The 15893-nt window shown below is 69.9% G+C and carries 16 protein-coding genes and 1 riboswitch; of the genes, 7 read left to right on the top strand and 9 right to left on the bottom strand.

Going from position 1 to position 15893, the window contains the following annotated elements; translation table 11 throughout:
* Positions 1-146 precede the first annotated feature (146 nt).
* The 3 genes from ACXAFN_RS14725 (at position 147) to ACXAFN_RS14715 (ending at position 2259) form a co-directional block, all read left to right on the top strand.
* On the top strand, positions 147-581 hold the full coding sequence (locus ACXAFN_RS14725; RefSeq protein ID WP_474989769.1) for a DUF411 domain-containing protein: 435 nt from the start codon (positions 147-149) through the stop codon (positions 579-581).
* A gap of 190 nt (positions 582-771) precedes the next feature.
* A riboswitch (FMN riboswitch) is annotated at positions 772-948 on the top strand.
* A 105-nt stretch (positions 949-1053) separates the two neighbouring features.
* On the top strand, positions 1054-1533 hold the full coding sequence (locus ACXAFN_RS14720; RefSeq protein WP_474989767.1) for a 6,7-dimethyl-8-ribityllumazine synthase: 480 nt from the start codon (positions 1054-1056) through the stop codon (positions 1531-1533).
* Positions 1534-1788: 255 nt separating this feature from the next.
* A complete protein-coding gene (locus ACXAFN_RS14715) occupies positions 1789-2259 on the top strand; it encodes an aminoacyl-tRNA deacylase (RefSeq protein ID WP_474989765.1) in 471 nt (156 codons plus the stop codon).
* A gap of 92 nt (positions 2260-2351) precedes the next feature.
* On the opposite strand, the gene ACXAFN_RS14710 is transcribed toward ACXAFN_RS14715, so the two are convergent.
* From ACXAFN_RS14710 to ACXAFN_RS14690, 5 genes are all read right to left on the bottom strand, one after another.
* The gene (locus tag ACXAFN_RS14710) at positions 2352-3551 is read right to left on the bottom strand and encodes a methyltransferase (RefSeq protein ID WP_474989763.1); all 1200 of its coding nucleotides are present in this window, start codon (positions 3549-3551) and stop codon (positions 2352-2354) included.
* Complete coding sequence (locus ACXAFN_RS14705) at positions 3541-4503, bottom strand: YbgA family protein (RefSeq protein ID WP_474989761.1); 963 nt, start codon at positions 4501-4503, stop codon at positions 3541-3543. The genes ACXAFN_RS14710 and ACXAFN_RS14705 overlap by 11 nt, the downstream gene beginning before the upstream one ends.
* A 79-nt stretch (positions 4504-4582) precedes the next feature.
* Positions 4583-5383 carry a helix-turn-helix transcriptional regulator gene (locus tag ACXAFN_RS14700; RefSeq protein ID WP_474989759.1) on the bottom strand — a complete coding sequence of 267 codons (801 nt, stop codon included), beginning with the start codon at positions 5381-5383 and terminating at the stop codon, positions 4583-4585.
* 50 nt (positions 5384-5433) lie between these two features.
* Positions 5434-6501 (bottom strand): class II histone deacetylase, encoded by a 1068-nt coding sequence (locus ACXAFN_RS14695; protein ID WP_474989757.1) that lies wholly within the window; start codon positions 6499-6501, stop codon positions 5434-5436.
* A gap of 50 nt (positions 6502-6551) precedes the next feature.
* Positions 6552-8006: a Na+/H+ antiporter NhaC family protein gene (locus ACXAFN_RS14690; RefSeq protein ID WP_474989755.1), complete on the bottom strand. Its 1455-nt coding sequence runs from the start codon at positions 8004-8006 to the stop codon at positions 6552-6554.
* A gap of 162 nt (positions 8007-8168) precedes the next feature.
* Here ACXAFN_RS14690 and ACXAFN_RS14685 point away from each other — a divergent pair, with 162 nt between their 5' ends.
* Both ACXAFN_RS14685 and nhaD read left to right on the top strand, forming a co-directional pair.
* Positions 8169-9320: a ChaN family lipoprotein gene (locus ACXAFN_RS14685; RefSeq protein WP_474989753.1), complete on the top strand. Its 1152-nt coding sequence runs from the start codon at positions 8169-8171 to the stop codon at positions 9318-9320.
* A 308-nt stretch (positions 9321-9628) separates the two neighbouring features.
* Positions 9629-11050: a sodium:proton antiporter NhaD gene (nhaD, locus tag ACXAFN_RS14680; RefSeq protein ID WP_474989751.1), complete on the top strand. Its 1422-nt coding sequence runs from the start codon at positions 9629-9631 to the stop codon at positions 11048-11050.
* 87 nt (positions 11051-11137) lie between these two features.
* On the opposite strand, the gene ACXAFN_RS14675 is transcribed toward nhaD, so the two are convergent.
* The 4 genes from ACXAFN_RS14675 to ACXAFN_RS14660 all read right to left on the bottom strand — a co-directional run bounded on the left by ACXAFN_RS14675 (position 11138) and on the right by ACXAFN_RS14660 (position 14173).
* The gene (locus ACXAFN_RS14675; RefSeq protein ID WP_474989749.1) at positions 11138-11608 is read right to left on the bottom strand and encodes a GFA family protein; all 471 of its coding nucleotides are present in this window, start codon (positions 11606-11608) and stop codon (positions 11138-11140) included.
* Positions 11609-11741: 133 nt separating this feature from the next.
* A complete protein-coding gene (locus ACXAFN_RS14670; protein WP_474989747.1) occupies positions 11742-12014 on the bottom strand; it encodes a hypothetical protein in 273 nt (90 codons plus the stop codon).
* A 263-nt stretch (positions 12015-12277) separates the two neighbouring features.
* Positions 12278-13009 (bottom strand): maleate cis-trans isomerase family protein, encoded by a 732-nt coding sequence (locus ACXAFN_RS14665; RefSeq protein ID WP_474989745.1) that lies wholly within the window; start codon positions 13007-13009, stop codon positions 12278-12280.
* Positions 13010-13123: 114 nt separating this feature from the next.
* Complete coding sequence (locus tag ACXAFN_RS14660) at positions 13124-14173, bottom strand: zinc ABC transporter substrate-binding protein (protein WP_474989743.1); 1050 nt, start codon at positions 14171-14173, stop codon at positions 13124-13126.
* A 146-nt stretch (positions 14174-14319) separates the two neighbouring features.
* On the opposite strand from ACXAFN_RS14660, the gene ACXAFN_RS14655 reads away from it, so the two are divergent.
* Together ACXAFN_RS14655 and ACXAFN_RS14650 are read left to right on the top strand one after the other, a co-directional pair.
* Entirely contained in the window at positions 14320-15036 is a 717-nt protein-coding gene (locus tag ACXAFN_RS14655; RefSeq protein WP_474989741.1) for a metal ABC transporter ATP-binding protein, read from the top strand.
* Entirely contained in the window at positions 15033-15857 is an 825-nt protein-coding gene (locus tag ACXAFN_RS14650; RefSeq protein ID WP_474989739.1) for a metal ABC transporter permease, read from the top strand. Before ACXAFN_RS14655 ends, ACXAFN_RS14650 begins: the two co-directional genes overlap by 4 nt.
* Positions 15858-15893: the final 36 nt, after the last annotated feature.

Genomic DNA, 15893 nt, shown 5'->3' with positions numbered 1-15893 from the left:
ACACACCCACAAACGCCAATTTCAACAACAACTTATGTGCTGCACACAGCTTTGCTGGGCGCCCCGGAGCTGGTATAGATCGAGCCTGACGGCGTCGCTCGGCTCCCCGCGAGCGGCGCCATGACTCGCTCGACAGGAGAACGCCCATGTCCCGCCCGACCGCCCTGTGGTTGACCACCGCCCTGCTCACCCTGACCGGCACCGCCCAGGCCAACGCCCTCGAGGCCCGCCTCTACAAGAGCCCGTCCTGCGGCTGCTGCAGCGCCTATGCCCGCCAGCTGGCGGAACGCGGCGTCGACGTCGAGGTGGTCGAGACCCACGACCTGGGCGGCGTCAAGCAGGCCGCCGGCGTGCCCTACGGCGAGGGCGCCTGCCACACCATCGAGCTCGAGGGCTACGTGATCGAGGGCCATGTGCCCTTCGCCGCCATCGACCGCCTGCTGGAGGAGCGCCCCGACATCGACGGCATCGGCCTGGCCGGCATGCCGGTCGGCACGCCGGGCATGCCCGGCCCCCAGCAGGCGCCTTTTGAGGTGAAGCAGTTCGATGATCGCCGGGCCACGCCCTGGATGACGCTATAAGGGATCGCGCGCCGAGAGCCAGGTCGCGGCTGTTGCGGCTATCCGACTGACAGCGACATCGGACATTCTCGCCGCGCCGCTCCCCGCCGCCGATAGGGGCGAGGCTGGCGGCGCGAGGCGTCGCCGCTTACAATGGCGCAACCGCGATCCGGGCCCCGCTGGGCGAGCCCCGACAGGCACCGGCCGCGGTCATTGTTCTCAGGGCGGGGTGAAAGTCCCCACCGGCGGTGATGGCCACTTTCGCCTCAGCCCGCGAGCGCCCGGGAGGCCAGCGTGCGGTTCCCCACCCACGCGGCCATGCCCGGGGTCAGCAGATTCGGTGAGACTCCGAAGCCGACGGTGATAGTCCGGATGGAAGAGAACGGCACCTTGGACGGGCCAAAGGCGCGCTCGCGGTTCATGCCGCCTGCCCCGGCTTGCCCGACGAAGGTTCCCGCATGCCCTGATTCTGGTGAGATCAACGAGGAAAACCATGAATCAGCCCCTATCCAGCCAGTCCCCGCGCATCGCCTTCATCCAGGCCAGCTGGCACGACGACATCGTCGGCCAGGCCCGCGAGGCCTTCATCGCCACCCTCGCCGAGAAGCACGGCATCGCCGCCGATCGCGTCGAGGTCTTCAGCGTCGCCGGCGCCTACGAGATCCCCCTGCAGGCCAAGCTGCTGGCCGGAAGCGGGCGCTTCGACGCCATCGTCGGTGCCGGCTTCGTGGTCGATGGCGGCATCTATCGTCACGACTTCGTCGCCCAGGCGGTCATCGATGGCATGATGCGGGTACAACTCGACACCGAGGTGCCGGTGCTGTCGGTGGTGCTCACCCCCCACCACTTCCACGAGCACGCCACCCATACGGCATTCTTCCACGAGCACTTCGTGACCAAGGGCCGCGAGGCCGCCGAAGCCTGCGCCATGACCCTGGAGAACCACCGCCAGGCGCGCCGACTGGTGGGCTGAGGAGCGCCGCCAGCTCGGCATGCCCGACGACGCTGCCCGGCCTGGTGCCGGGCAGCGTCGTCTCGCGCCCGCGACGAGAACCTCCCCGACCGCCTCCCGCGACTTTTTCATCGGGTTCCCGGCACACCGGCACGCAAACCTCACGGGCCGCCCGCGCCAGGCCGGACTATTCTTGTCATCAGGGAGACACGCATGCCAGGAAGGGAGACACGGTAATCCGATGGGTCGGCCCACTGGGCCGAGGGAGTGCGCGTCATGGCCATGCCGATGACGATCCGGGAGTACCTCCGCGCCTGCGATATCGACTACGAGGAGGTTCCCCACCCGCGCGAAGTTTCCACCAGCCGCATCGCCGAGATGTCCCACGTCGGGGGCAGCCAGTTGGCCAAGGCGATCATGCTGCATGGCGACCAGGGCTATCGCGTCGCCGTGGTGCCCAGCACCTGCGACGCGGACCTGGAGAAACTCTCGCAAATGTTCCACGAACGGCTCGAACTGGCGAAGGAGGAGGAGATTCGCCACGAGTTCAGCGACTGCGACCCCGGCGCGACGATCGCCGTGGGCCAGGCCTACGGCCTGCAGGTCTATCTCGACGACCAGCTGCGTCACCAGCCCGACATCTACTTCGATGCCGGCGACCACGAGACCCTGGTGCACATGAGCGGCAGCGAGTTCGACCGTCTGATGGCCGATAGTCGCCACGGCGCCTTCAGCCGCCCTCACTGACCCCCGAGCGGGGACTCACCGACCGGCCACGCCCCCGGGCGTGGCCGGTCCGCGTCGGGGCCCCGGCGTCTCGCCCTGGCTGAGGCGGGCGGTCAGAGCGTCTCGATCAACAGGTTACGCGGGGTCAGCTCGCGTGCGCAGAAGGTGCCCAGGCGCACTCGCTGGCCGGCCTCGCGCAACCGCCAGGCCCGGTCGAGCGCCAGCCATACTTCCAGCGGGCGACGATAGAGATGGCGCACCAGCTCCAGGCGCGTGACCTCGGCCAGTCGCCGCCAGCCCGCCGTCTCGAAGGCCGCCCAGTCGAGCCTGGCCGGCAGCGCGAGGCCCTTGCGCTCGGCCGCCCAGCGACAGAAGCCGGCGAAGTCGTCGGGCAGCCTGCCGTAGCCGAGGCTCGGCACCGGCAGGTAGGCATCATGGCCACGTACCTCGCGCTGCAGCCGGTCGAAGCCCAGCCGCCAGGCATTGGCACGCCGCCGGTGACGGCGCACGCCGCGCGGCGCGGTCACCGTCTCCTGCACCGCCATGGCCAGATCCTCGCGGGACAGCGCCAGACCGTGCTCGGCCATCAGCGCCCGGCCCCGCCGGGACAGGGCGCGATACTCGCTGGCCTCGGTGCGGTGGTAACAGCAAGGCGCCAGGCTCACCGCCGCGCCGCGCTCGGCGGCCAGCTCGAGCAGCCGACCGTGCAGATCGCCGCAGGCATGCAGTGCCGTGACCCGACGCCCGGGCCCCAGCCATTCCCCGGCGCCCTCGCCCAGCACGTCCTGCTGATGCAGCCGCACCGGCTGGGCCTGACGCTCGGCCAACGCCTGTCCCGAGTCGCACAGCCCGGCCTGCCACTCCAGGCCGGTCACCGCCCGGCCGTGCAACCGAGCCAGGGTGCGCGACAGGTGCCCCTTGCCGGCACACCACTCCACCAGGGACTCGTCCTCCGCCGGCGCCACGCAGCCGGCGAAGGCCTGGACCTGGCGCCACTTGCGCGCCCCGATGCCCTCGCCCCAGGCCTCGGGCAGGGCGTCATGGCCGGGAGACAGGTCCGGCAGGTCGCTGGCCTCGGCGAGTTCGGCCACCGGCAGCCAGGCCGACAGCGGCGAGGCCTCGAAGGGGCGATCCTGGAGCCGGTCCGCCCGGTCGTCGGAGAGCGCCAGCAGCGCCTCGTCGAGCCCCGGAGCCGCAGCGCCCCAGGGCGTGTCACGGTGCTGGAACGGCAGCGGCCGCCACAGCGGCTGGCCCTCGGCCAGCAACCGGGTGAGTGCGGCGAAGCGCGCCTCGAACCTCGGCTCAGATGGCATTGCGCAGGCCCAGCTCGTAGGGATGCGGGTGGAGGTACGACTGGGCGCGAATGTAGTCGGAACCGTGGCGCTTCAGGTAGTGGTTGAGCAGCCGCATGGGCACCGCCAGCGGCACCTGCTGGCGGCGATATTCCTCGACCGCGGCCAGCAGGTCCTGGCGGGTCTCGCCGTCCAGGGCCCGCTTAAGGTAGCCCATCACGTGCATCAAGGCGTTGGTGTGGGACTTGCGGGTGGCCGGCGTCGACAGCGCCGCCATGAAGCGCTGCAGGTAGTGCGCCATGGCCTCGTCCAGCGGCACGTCATGGGCCTCGCCCAGGTAGCGCCCGAGTTCGCGGTAGGTCTCGACCCGGTGGGCCATGAGCAGGAACTTCTGGCGGCTGTGGAACTGCAGCAGGGCATGACGGCTGGGCGACGGTTCGACGTGGCGCTTCCAGTCGTCCAGGGCGTAGACGCGGGTGATGAAGTTCTCGCGCAGCACCGGGTCGTTGAGCCTCGCCTCCTCCTCCAGCGGCAGCTCCGGAAAGTCGCGGCGCATGGCGCGCACGAAGGCGCCGGCATCGGCATGGCTGGGCATGCCGTTGGGGTGATAGACCTTGACCCGCTCGAGGCCGCAGCTCGGCGAGCCCTTCATCAGGATGAAGCCGCGCAGGTGCCGGTGCGCCTCGATGAAGGTCTCGCTCACCTCCTCCAGGCGCTCGGTGACGTCCAGCGATTCGTCCACGCTGCCCTTGACCCTCGGGGTCTCGCCGGCCCTGCCGACCAGGCGGATCGGCTCGCGGGGCACCCCCAGCCCGGCCGCCAGCTCGGGGCAGAAAGGCTCGAAGGCGAAGCGTTCCGCCAATACCTGCAGACAGTAGCGCGACCGCTTGTGGCCGCCGTTGTAGCGCACCTCCTGGCCGGTCAGGCAGGCGCTGATGCCGACCGGGATGCCCTCCTGCGATTGCTGCGCCATGCCGAGCGCTCCTGTGCCAGTGACTGCCATGCGCACAGGATAACGCCGGGCGCCGGCGCCCGCGAGATGCCGGACGCGATCAGGCCCGCGTCTCGCGATGCTGGAAGAGCATGAACTGGCGGAACAGTTCGGCCTGGCTGCCGATGTTGAGCTTGGCGTAGAGACGCTTGCGATGATTCTTCAGGGTGCCGAGAGTGATGCCCAGTTCCCGCGCCATTTCCGGGCCGGTATGGCCGCGCAGGATCAGCCAGGCCACCTGGCGTTCGCGCTCGCTGAGGCAGTCCTGCCCGAAGCTCTCGAGCAGCGTCGGCGACTCGTGGAGGGTCGGCAGGTGCAGGCTGCTGGCGAGCCAGAACTGGCGTATCAGCGCCTCCAGCAGCGGAAACAGGTACGCCAGGATAGCCATGAGTTCGGCCTCGCCGGTGGCGTGATGTCGCCGGTAGAAGCCGAAGGACAGCGACAGGCATTCGCCCTGCCCCAGCGGGAAGAAGGCCGCGGCCTCGTCGTAGAGCCCGAGATCGCGGTAGTAGGTGGCGAAGTAGTCGCTGTGGCGAAAGCCGGCCGGCGCCAGCTCGTCCAGGGTCCAGAGCCCAGCCTGGGGCGTCGTCTGCCAATGGCGATAGAAGGGATCGAGCAGGTACATGCGCTCGACGTAGGGCACCAGCACGCGCCGGTCCAGCTCGGCGGAGAGGTTGTCGGCCAGCACCGTGGGGCGCCCGCCGCGGGGAAAGTGGAAGACCACGTGGCTGATGTCGGGAAAATAGGCCTCCAGCGCTCGCCCGAGGCCCTCCAGGAACTCGGGCGAGCGTACCTGGTCCGCCAGCCGGGCCACCGGGGCCAGACTGGCAGGCGCTAGGCTATCGCGGGAGGCAGGTGCCATGGGCATCCTCTGGTCAGGGGGCGGATCGGCGACGCCGACAGGCGTCCAGCCTAACCGATCGCCTCGAGCATGGCAGCGGCCCGCTCGATCAGCGCCGCCTGATGAGGCTGCAGGGACTGCTGCCCCCACTGGGCGATCTCCGCCGCGGCCGGGTCCTCGGCGGCGATGGCGCTGCCCGCCAGCGCCTGGATCACCGCATGGCCACAGAACGGCACGTAGCCCTCGGAATAACCGCCCTCGTGGACCATCACCAGCCGCCCCTGGCAGAGGTCGCCGGCGGCATCCACCAGCATGCGCGTCATGCGCCCGTAGGTGGTGCTGTCGAGCAGCATGCAGCCCAGCGGATCCATGGCCGCGGCGTCGTAGCCGCAGGCCACCACGATCAGCTCGGGCCGGAACCGCGCCAGCGCCGGCAGCACCACGCGCTCCATGCAGGCCAGGTAGGCGCCGATTCCGCTGCCGGCGGGCAGCGGCACGTTGAGGTTGTAGCCGTGACCGGCGCCCTCGCCCCGCTCCTCCAGGCCCCCGCTGCCCAACGGATAGTTGTTGTCGTGGTGCAGCGACAGGGTCAGTACCTCATCGCTGTCCCAGAAGGCGCGCTGGGTGCCGTTGCCATGATGGACGTCCCAGTCGATCACCGCCACGCGGCCCAGGCCATGCCGCGCCTGCATGGCCTTGACCGCCACCGGGATGTTGCCCAGCAGGCAGAAGCCACGCCCGCGGTCGGGTTCGGCGTGATGGCCCGGCGGGCGGCACAGCGCGTAGGCGTTGTCGCAATCGCCCCGCAGCACGGCGTCCATGGCCTCGATCGCCTGACCGGCGGAGCGGCGCGCGATGGCGTAGCTGTCGCGCCCCACCGGTGCGCACTCGCCGGCCTCGCCATGCCCGCGCTCGCTCATCTCGGCGAGCCGCGCCAGATAGTCGCGGGTGTGGAAACGGCGCAGGTCCAGCTCCTCGGCCGGTGCGCCCTTGAGCGGCACCAGCTGGTCGATCAGGCCGGTCATCTCCACCAGGTTGCGCAGCCGACGCTTGGTCTCGGGGTGCTCGGCGGCCCCCGCCGGCTGCACGTGTCCGCCCGGGGCGGGAAACACCGAGCAGGGTCCGCCGTCATGCCACATGCAGTGTTCGTGAAACGCAAAACCGGTACGACGCATCGTCTCGTCCTCGTTCAAGCCAGCAGGAAATAGGCCAGGGCACTGATCAGCGCCGCCAGCAGCACGTAAGGGAGTTGGGTCAGGGCATGCTGGATCGGCGAGATGCCGCAGCCGCGTGCGCTGAGCACCGTGGAGTCGCCAAAGAAGCAGGCATGGGAGCCGAAGGCCCCGGCGGAGATCATCGCTCCCAGGGTGAGCGACAGGGAGGCGTCGGTGGCCTGGGCGATGGGAAGGACGATGGGAAAGGCGATGGCATAGACGCCCCAGAACGATCCGGTGGCAAAGGCCAGCGCGGCCAGCAGCAGGAAGGTCACCCCGGGCAACCAGCTACCGCGCATCACCGGTTCCACCCAGGCGACCAGGGTCTCGGTGAGCCCGAGGCTCTCGTTGACCGCTTGCAGCATGAAGGCGGCGAAGACGATGCCCAATGGCAGCAGCATCTGCTGGAAGCCCGCCAACAGCTCGTCGAACAGCCGGTCAAGCGGGGCGATGCCCTGGACGATATACAGCCCCAGGGTGACCAGCAGTGCGAAGCCGACCCCGATCAGGGCGTCGATATCGAACCACCAGGTCGCCAGCAGCAGGGTGAGCACCGGCAACACGAAGTTCATCAGCCGCGGCGGCCGGTGGGTCCGGCGCTCGGCGTCATCATCGGCCGCTTCATGCTCGCGGGCCTCGTCGCCGCCCTCGGCGGCCTTCATCCGCCCGAGCGCCGGGACGACGCCGGAGGCCACCAGCAGCACCAGCGCCAGGGCCACCCAGGGGTAGATCAGGTAGGGCACCAGGCCGAGGTAGTAGCCGAACCCCTGGCCGGCCTCGGCCAGCCGGTGGCTCTCCAGCAGCCCCGCCAGGTAGATCGCCCAGGTGGAAAAGGGAATCAGCAGGCAGATCGGCGCCGCCGTGGAGTCGACGATGTAGGCCAGCATCGAGCGCGAGAGCCCCAGACGGTCGAACAGGCGCTTCATGGCCGCCGAGACCGTCATGGCGTTGAGATAATCGTCGATGAAGATCAGCACCCCGAGACCCGTCGCCCCGAGCATGGCGCTGCGCCGGCTCCGCAGGTAACGCCCGGCGCTGAGGCTGAAGGCCTCGGTGCCGCGGGCGAACTGCAGCAGCCCGATCAGGCTGCCCAGCAGGCCGCAGACCAGGATGATCCAGCCCATGGTGGGGTTCTGCATCACCTCGAGGCCGGACACGGCCATGTCCTGCACCGCCGTGGTCGGCGAGAGGATCAGGAAGCCGCTGAGACAGCCGGCCAGCAGCGCCTCCAGGGTGCGGCGAGTGAGCAGCGCCATGCCGATCACCACCAGGGTCGGCAGCAGCGCATAGAGGCCGTAGGCCGAATCGTCCACCAGCAGGTGGCCGCTCAGGCTAGCGGCCACCACCGCCGCCAGCAGCGCCAGGCCGCGCCCCAGCCGGTGCTCGGCGCCCAGGCCATGCTCGCGTGGGTAATGCGTCGAGTCTTCCATTGCCATCCCCTTGTTGTTGTTGACGGACACGGCATTGATAGCACCCCGCCAACGGCGGCTCGATATCCCCAAGGGGACAATCGGCAGGCCGGGCCCGTCTCGGCCTTTGCCGCGACGACGCCCCGGGATAGGCTGGCGGGAGAAAATCCCGCCGGAGCCCGAATGCCGCCCAACCCCGCCAGCATCATCGCCGCCCTCGCCCTGCTGCTCGGCCCCGCCTCGCCGGCGGTGGCCGAGGCGCCCGACTGCCCGGCCCCGGGACAGTGGCTCGCCGGCGACGGCACCCCGACGACCGGCGACGCGCTGCTGCGCGCCATGGCCGAGCGCGACATGGTGCTGCTCGGCGAGCGGCACGACCGCGCCGATCACCACCGCTGGCAGCTGCATACCCTGGCCGGACTGCATGCCCTGCATCCGCGGCTGGTGATCGGCCTGGAGATGCTGCCGCGGGAGGCCCAGCCGGCGCTGGATGACTGGGTAGCCGGCGAGCTGAACGAAGCCGAGTTCCTCGCCGAAAGCGGCTGGTACCGCCACTGGCGGCTCGACCCCGACCTCTACTGGCCGATCCTGCATTTCGCGCGCCTGCAGGGCGTGCCGCTGGTGGCGCTGAACGTCTCCCGGGAGCTGCGCCAGCGGCTGTCCCGGGAGGGCTGGGACAGCGTGCCGCCGGCAGAGCGCCACGGCATCACCCCGCCGGCAGCGGCTCCGACCGCCTATCGCCACGCGCTGGAAGACAGTTTCGCCGCCCACGGCTTCGACGACGCCACGCCGCGGGCGGCCTTCGTCGAGGCCCAGCTGGTCTGGGACCGGGCCATGGCCAGCGGCCTGGCCGGGGCCAGCGCGGACGACACCCTGGTGGTGGGCCTGATGGGCCTGCGCCACCTGGCCAATGGCCACGGGGTGCCGCATCAGCTGGCGGACCTGGGGATCACGAATGCCGGGGTCCTGCTGCCAGGGGATGTCGCGGATGCCTGCCCGCCGGGCTCGCGGCACGGGGCCGACGGCGTCTTCGTGGTGGCCGAGCCCCCGGCGTCGGCGATGACCGCCCCGCCGCGCCTGGGCATCCGCCTCGGCACCGAAGACGCTGGCCTGGTCGTGGAGGCGGTGGCCGCGGACTCGGTCGCCGCCTCGGCCGGCCTGCGCGTTGGGGATCGGCTCGTCTCGGCGGCCGGGCGATCGCTGGGGGCGGCGGGCGATCTGCTCGCGCTGCTCGACGACCTGCTCCCAGGCGCCGCCCTGCCCCTGGTGGTGGAACGGGATGGCCGACGCCGGGAGCTGCTGGCCCGCTTTCCGCCACCGGGCGACACGCCCTGAGTCACCCTCGACGGCCGATGCCCACCGCCCGCGGCCTTTGCCGATCCTTAAGGGTTCCTTAAGCCATCTCGTCCAGGCTGTCGGCCAGCTGGCGGGTGGCCACGACACTCCCCGATAGCCGCCCAGAGTCGCGGCCCGAGAGGCCGACTCGAGCGCGGCATGCATAGTGATTGGGCCGCTCATGTAGTAGAATATCGCGCGCTTTTTCGCCCCTTCCCACACCCTTACCCCAGGATGCCTTCGTCATGCTGACAAGATGTCGTTCGCAACACTGGCTCCGGCAACGCGACCGGCGGCCAGGATTTCTCATGCTCGTCGTTCTGCTGCTGGCCAGCCCCCAGGCGCTGGCCTCCGGCGCCGGCGCCCTCGACCTGACCTACTCGCTGAGCGGTTTCACGGCCGTGACGCTGTTCCTGGCCGCCTATGGCCTGGTGATGGCCGAGGAAAAGCTGCACATGCGCAAGTCGAAGCCCGTGCTGGTCGCGGCGGGCCTTATCTGGACGTTGATCGGCTGGGTCTACGTCCAGGAAGGCCTGCCGGATGCCGCCGAGCACGCCTTCAAGGCCACCCTGCTCGAGTACACCGAGCTGCTGCTGTTCCTGCTGGTGGCGATGACCTACGTCAACGCCATGGAGGAGCGCCGCGTCTTCGACAAGCTGCGCGCATGGATGGTCGAAAAGGGCTTCAGCTATCGCGCCCTGTTCTGGATCACCGGCATCCTCGCCTTCTGGATCTCCACCGTCGCCAACAACCTGACCACCGCCATGCTGATGTGCGCCGTGGTGCTCAAGGTGGCCGAGGGCGACAAGCGCTTCATCGGCCTGTGCTGCATCAACATCGTGGTGGCCTCCAACGCCGGCGGCGCCTTCAGCCCCTTCGGCGACATCACCACGCTGATGGTCTGGCAGGCCAAGCTGGTCGAGTTCCAGGAATTCTTCGAGCTGCTGGCCCCGTCGCTGGTCAACTACCTGGTGCCGGCGATCATCATGAGCCTGTTCATCAAGAACAAGAAACCGGGCTCCCTCGAGGAGCACATCTGGCTCAAGCGCGGGGCGCGGCGCATCGTCTGCCTGTTCCTGCTGACGGTGGTGATCTCGGTGCTGTGCCACACCGTGCTGCACCTGCCGCCGGCGCTGGGCATGATGACCGGGCTCGGCTTCCTGCAGTTCTTCGGCTACTACCTGCGGCGCAGCCTGCCGCGCTCGCTGGAGCGCAAGCGCACCCGCTACAGCCAGCGCGGCGACTGGCGCAAGCTCGAGTCCCTGGGCAGCGTGGTGCCGTTCGACGTCTTCACCCGTATCGCCCGCTCCGAGTGGGACACCCTGCTGTTCTTCTACGGCGTGGTGATGAGCGTCGGCGGCCTGGGCTTCATGGGCTATCTGGCGCTGCTGTCCGAGACCCTCTATGCCGGCTGGGACCCGACCTGGGCCAACGTGGTGCTGGGGGTGATCTCGGCGGTGGTCGACAACATTCCGGTGATGTTCGCGGTGATCTCCATGGACCCGGACATGTCCATGGGCAACTGGCTGCTGATCACCCTGACCGCCGGGGTCGGCGGCAGCCTGCTGTCGGTAGGTTCCGCCGCCGGGGTGGCGCTGATGGGCCAGGCCCGCGGCATCTACACCTTCGCCGCCCACATGCGCTGGGCGCCGGTGATCGCCCTGGGCTACGTGGCCAGCGTGCTGATGCACCTGTGGATCAACGCCGAGAGCTTCAACGTCTTTCACTGACCCTGGTCCGGCCCCATGGGCCGGCGGCGGCACGATACGCGGCGGGCCCTGGCCCGCCGCACGCATTTCCGGCACGCCCTTGCCGGCCTATCCTTCCAGCCCCAGCCGGCGGTGCCACTCGGCGAGACTCTCGTCCGGATAGCCATCGAAACAGCGGTCATCGGGACCCGCCTCGACCTCCACCCAGGCCGCCCTGCTGCCCAGCATCAGGTGCACCCTCTCCGGCGGTACCGGCAGCTCGCCGTCTATCGCCGAGGCGAAGGGATGCACCAGGTCCGGCCAGCGGGGGTCGAAGACCCACAGCGCGCTGCCGCAGCGCGAGCAGAAATGCCGCTGGCCGGGGCTTTCCTCGCCGTCGATCACCGCACGATAGACCGACGCGTGCTCGGCGCCCTCGACCTCCAGGGTCTTGGCCAGGGCCCCGAGGTTGATCGCATAGCCGCCGCCGCCCGCGGTCTTGCGACAGATCGAGCAGTAGCAGCGATTGAACGGATAGGGATGCGGCGCTTCCACCCGGAAGTGGACCGCCCCGCAGTGACAGGACCCCTCTAGCCTCATGGCGTCTCTCCTCGCTCGTCGCTATTGCCTGAAGCCTAGGCGCTCTCCGGACGGTCGACGAAATCGGGAAGCGTCCTGCCCAAGAAAAAAGCAGCCGAGGCCACCGAGCCTCGGCCGCGCCCTCCCGAGTGGCTCAACGCCACCAGGGATTGGTCTCGCGAACGTCCTGCCGCATCGGCCTGTGGACCTTGCGGCTGAGCGGTTGTTGCAGCCGCTCGCTGCGCATTTCCCAGGCGTCGCCTTCCGCCAGTAGCAGCGGCCTGTCGCCGATCTGCAGCGCGGCGTCGCTCTCGACGCTGCGAACATCGACAGGAGGCGAACTCGTTCCGGGGGCATCCAGGGCCATCAGCGCGCCGGATGTCATCAGTCCCACGACGAAAGACGTCGCCAGCATGATGCGTTTCATGGGACACCTCCACGTTAGGGGTTGCGAGGTGTGTGCCCCGCCGAGACGACGCTCGACCGAGGCACGTTCGTGCCACCAGCCACGCCCGTCCTGGTGTGGTGATGAGGTGTCGCGGAGGGAAGATGGGGGACTCGCGAGAGCCCCCAGGTTCTCGGCGCTTCGCCTTGTGGCCGCCTCGGGTGGGCGCCAGGCGTTGGCCTTCTGATTATAGTGTCCGGCGCAGACGCCAAGGGATCGATGAAAAAAAATCCCGCAGCGAGCGGTCAAGGCGCTCCCGCCAGACTCCCCAGGTCCCGCGGGGCGGTGTCGACAGCCGCCAGGCGGCGAAGCGCCGCCCATAGCGTCACCTGATTGGCGGTGAGCACGCGCCTGCCGGCCGCCTCCTGAAGGTCGTCCATCAGGTCGAGGCTGTTGACGGCGGTATCGGGGATCAGCAGCGGCGCGGTGGCCCCGGGATGCTGGGCGCGCAGGGCGCGCACCTCGGCGAGAATATCCGCGTCGTGGGAATCGGCGGCATAGGGACAGTCCAGCGAGCGGGCCGTGCCCACCGACACGCCCGCCTCGCGCAGGAAGCTGACCAGGCGCAGGGTGACGTCGTCGGGATAGGGACTCAGCAGGTCTACCTGCCGATGCCCCAGCGTCTCCAGGGCCTCCAGGAAGGCCAGCGCCGTGCTGGTGACCGGCACCCCCAGCGCCGCCTCCAGGCTGCCGGCCTGTTCGCGGGCCCAGGCGAGCCCGCCGATGAAGCTGGCGCTGGTGCAGGCCCAGACCACCGCCCTGGCGCCCCGGGCGACGAGCTCGCTGCCGACGGGCACGAGCCGCTCGGTGGCGCCGAGGGCCAGCAGCGCCGCCGGCGCATGATGGCCGTCGCTGGAGACCTTGCCGAGGAGCAGGCGAGGCGCCCCGCCCTGCCAGCCGGCCAGCGCCTGCCATTCGTAGTCCTCGGGACCATCGTCGGGCAACAGGATGCCCAGCCGGGCGTCGGCGTCACTCATCGTCGCTGTCCTCCCTGGGTATCGAGGTCGTCGCCCAGAGACTCTAGCAGGAGGTGCGTCGACGCCCAAGGCATGGGCCGCGAGGCCGGCTCACCGCGCACCGGGCAGGCCGTCTCAAGGGGTCGCCGCACACTCCGCCACGCCCTCGGCCAGGTCGCGGATGACCCCGGCATAGAGGCCGGGCCCGGGCTCGTGCCCCACGCCCAGCGGATCGATGACCGTCGAGGTATCCACGGGCATGTCGCCGAACACGCCGCGCACCAGGTCGGGGTTGAACTGGGGCTCGGAGAACACGCAGTCGATGCCCAGCTCCGCGACCTTCCGCTGGATCTCGCGAATTCGTGCCGGGCTCGGGTCGGAGGCATCGCCCAGCGAGATGGCCCCGGCCGCCGGCACCCCGAAGCGCCGCTCGAAGTACTGGTAGGCATCGTGGAAGACGATGAACCGGGGGGGACCTGCCGCATCTAGGCGCTGCTGGACCTCTTCGATCAGCGTGTCCAGGCGTGCCTGGGCGTCTCGGGCGTTGTGGCGGTAGGTCTCGGCATGTTCCGGGTCGGCCTCGGCCAGCGTCTCGGCCATGACGCCGAGCCACGCCTGGGCATTGCGCGGGTCCAGCCAGGCATGGGGATCCAGGCCGTGGTGGGCATGATGATGCCCGGCGCCGTGGTCGTTGTCGTGGTCGTGGTCGTGGTCGTGGTCATGGTCATGGTCATGGTCATGGTCATGGTCATGGTCATGGTCATGGTCATGGTCATGGTCATGGTCATGATCGCCATGCCCGGCGCCACCGCCATGGCCATGGGCCTCGAAGGTGGCCCCCTCGCGGAAGTCATAACGGGTCAGCCCCGGCGCTTCCAGCAGCGGCACCGCCTGGGCATCACCGGCCAGGGTGTCGATCGAATCCTCCAGCCAGGGCGTCAGCGCCGACCCCACCCAGAACACCACCTCGGCGCGATCCAGGCTCTCGGCCTCGGAGGGCCGCATCGAGTAGCCGTGGGGCGAGGCGCCGGGCCGGATGACCATCTCGGGCGCGCCGAGATCGCCCATGACCTGGGCCGCCAGGGCATGCACCGGCGGGATGTCCACCGCCACCCTGGGCACCTCGGCCACGGCGAGGGTCGGCACGGCGAGTAGCGCCAGCAGCGGGCGAGCGTAGCGGGGCATGGCAGATCTCCTGAAGGTCGGTGGTCTTTATGGCGACAAACAATATGTTATAACATAACTTTTATGGCAAGCCTCACCACCACCCAGGCCGGCGAGGCCGGTGCCTCGGTGACGGGCCCCGACGGAAAACTCATCCAGGAACGACCATGTCTCTGCTGTCCCTTCACGATATCGGCGTCTCCCGGCGCGGCCATTCCATCCTGGCGGGCATCGACCTGGCCCTGGACGCGGGAGAGGTCGTGACGGTCGTCGGCCCCAACGGTTCGGGCAAGACCACCCTGATGCGGGTGATCATCGGTGCCCTGGCGCCGACCCGCGGCACCGTCACGCGCCGACCGAGGCTGTCCATCGGCTACGTGCCGCAACGCCTGCACATCGACCCCACCCTGCCGATGAGCGTGGCCCGCTTCCTGGCCCTGCCACGGCGCCGGCCCGCCGACGACGCCCATCGTGCCCTGGAGCAGGCCGGCGCCGCGGGGCTCGCCGAGCGCCAGATGGCCGGCCTCTCGGGCGGGCAGTTCCAGCGCGTGCTGCTGGCACGGGCCCTGCTCGGACGCCCCGACCTGCTGATCCTCGACGAGGCCAACCAGGGCCTCGACCACCGGGCCACCGCGGCCTTCTATCGCCAGATCGAGCGCGTGCGCCGGGAGCTCGGCTGCACGGTGCTGATGGTCAGCCACGAGCTGCATGCGGTAATGCAGGCCTCGGACCGGGTGATCTGCCTCAACGGCCATATCTGCTGCCAGGGCAGCCCCGAGACCGTGGCCGGCTCGCCGGCCTATCGCGACCTGCTGGGCCTCGACGAGCGCGACGCGGTGGGCTTCTACCGACATCACCCCTCGGCCACGGAGGCCCCGGCATGATCCTCGACGACTTCCTGTTTCGCGCCGCCCTCGGCGGCACCGGCGTGGCCCTGGCGGCCGCCCCGCTCGGCTGCTTCGTGGTCTGGCGACGCATGGCCTACTTCGGCGACGCCACCGCCCACGCGGCCATTCTCGGGGTGGCGCTCTCCCTGGTGCTCTCGACCTCGCTGTTCGCCGGCGTGCTGACGGTCTCGCTGCTGATGGCCCTGGCCGTGTCGCTGCTCAGCAATCGCGGCTATGCCATGGACACCCTGCTGGGCGTCACGGCCCACTCGGCGCTAGCCTTCGGGCTGGTGGCCGTGTCCTTCGTCTCCGGCGTGCGCATCGACCTGATGGGCTATCTGGTCGGCGATATCCTCGCGGTCAGCCGCGCGGACCTGGCCATCATCTGGGGCGGCGCCCTGCTGGTGCTGGCCCTGCTCGGCTATCGCTGGTCGGCGCTGCTGACCGCCACCCTGAACCCGGATCTGGCCCATGCCGCCGGCCTCGACCCGAAGCGCGAACAGCTGGTGCTCACCCTGTGCCTGGCGATGGTGGTGGCGGTGGCCATCAAGGTGGTGGGCGTGCTGCTGATCGCCGCGCTGCTGATCATTCCCGCCGCCACGGCTCGGCCGTTCAGCCGTACCCCGGAACGCATGGCCCTGGTCGCGGCGGCCATCGGCATCCTCTCGGCCAACGGTGGGCTCGCCGCCGCCTATCGGCTCGACACGCCCACCGGCCCCACCATCGTCTGCCTGGCCACGCTGCTGTTCCTGGCGGCCAGCCTGGTCGGCCATCGCCGCGGGAGGGAAGCGGCCACGCGTGCGCCGAGTCAACGCTGACCCTGCGCCGGCCGCATTCACTACATGCCGCCGGCG

The organism is Halomonas sp. ABH4_019 (assembly GCF_056159885.1).
This window is presented reverse-complemented; position numbering and strand designations above follow the sequence as displayed.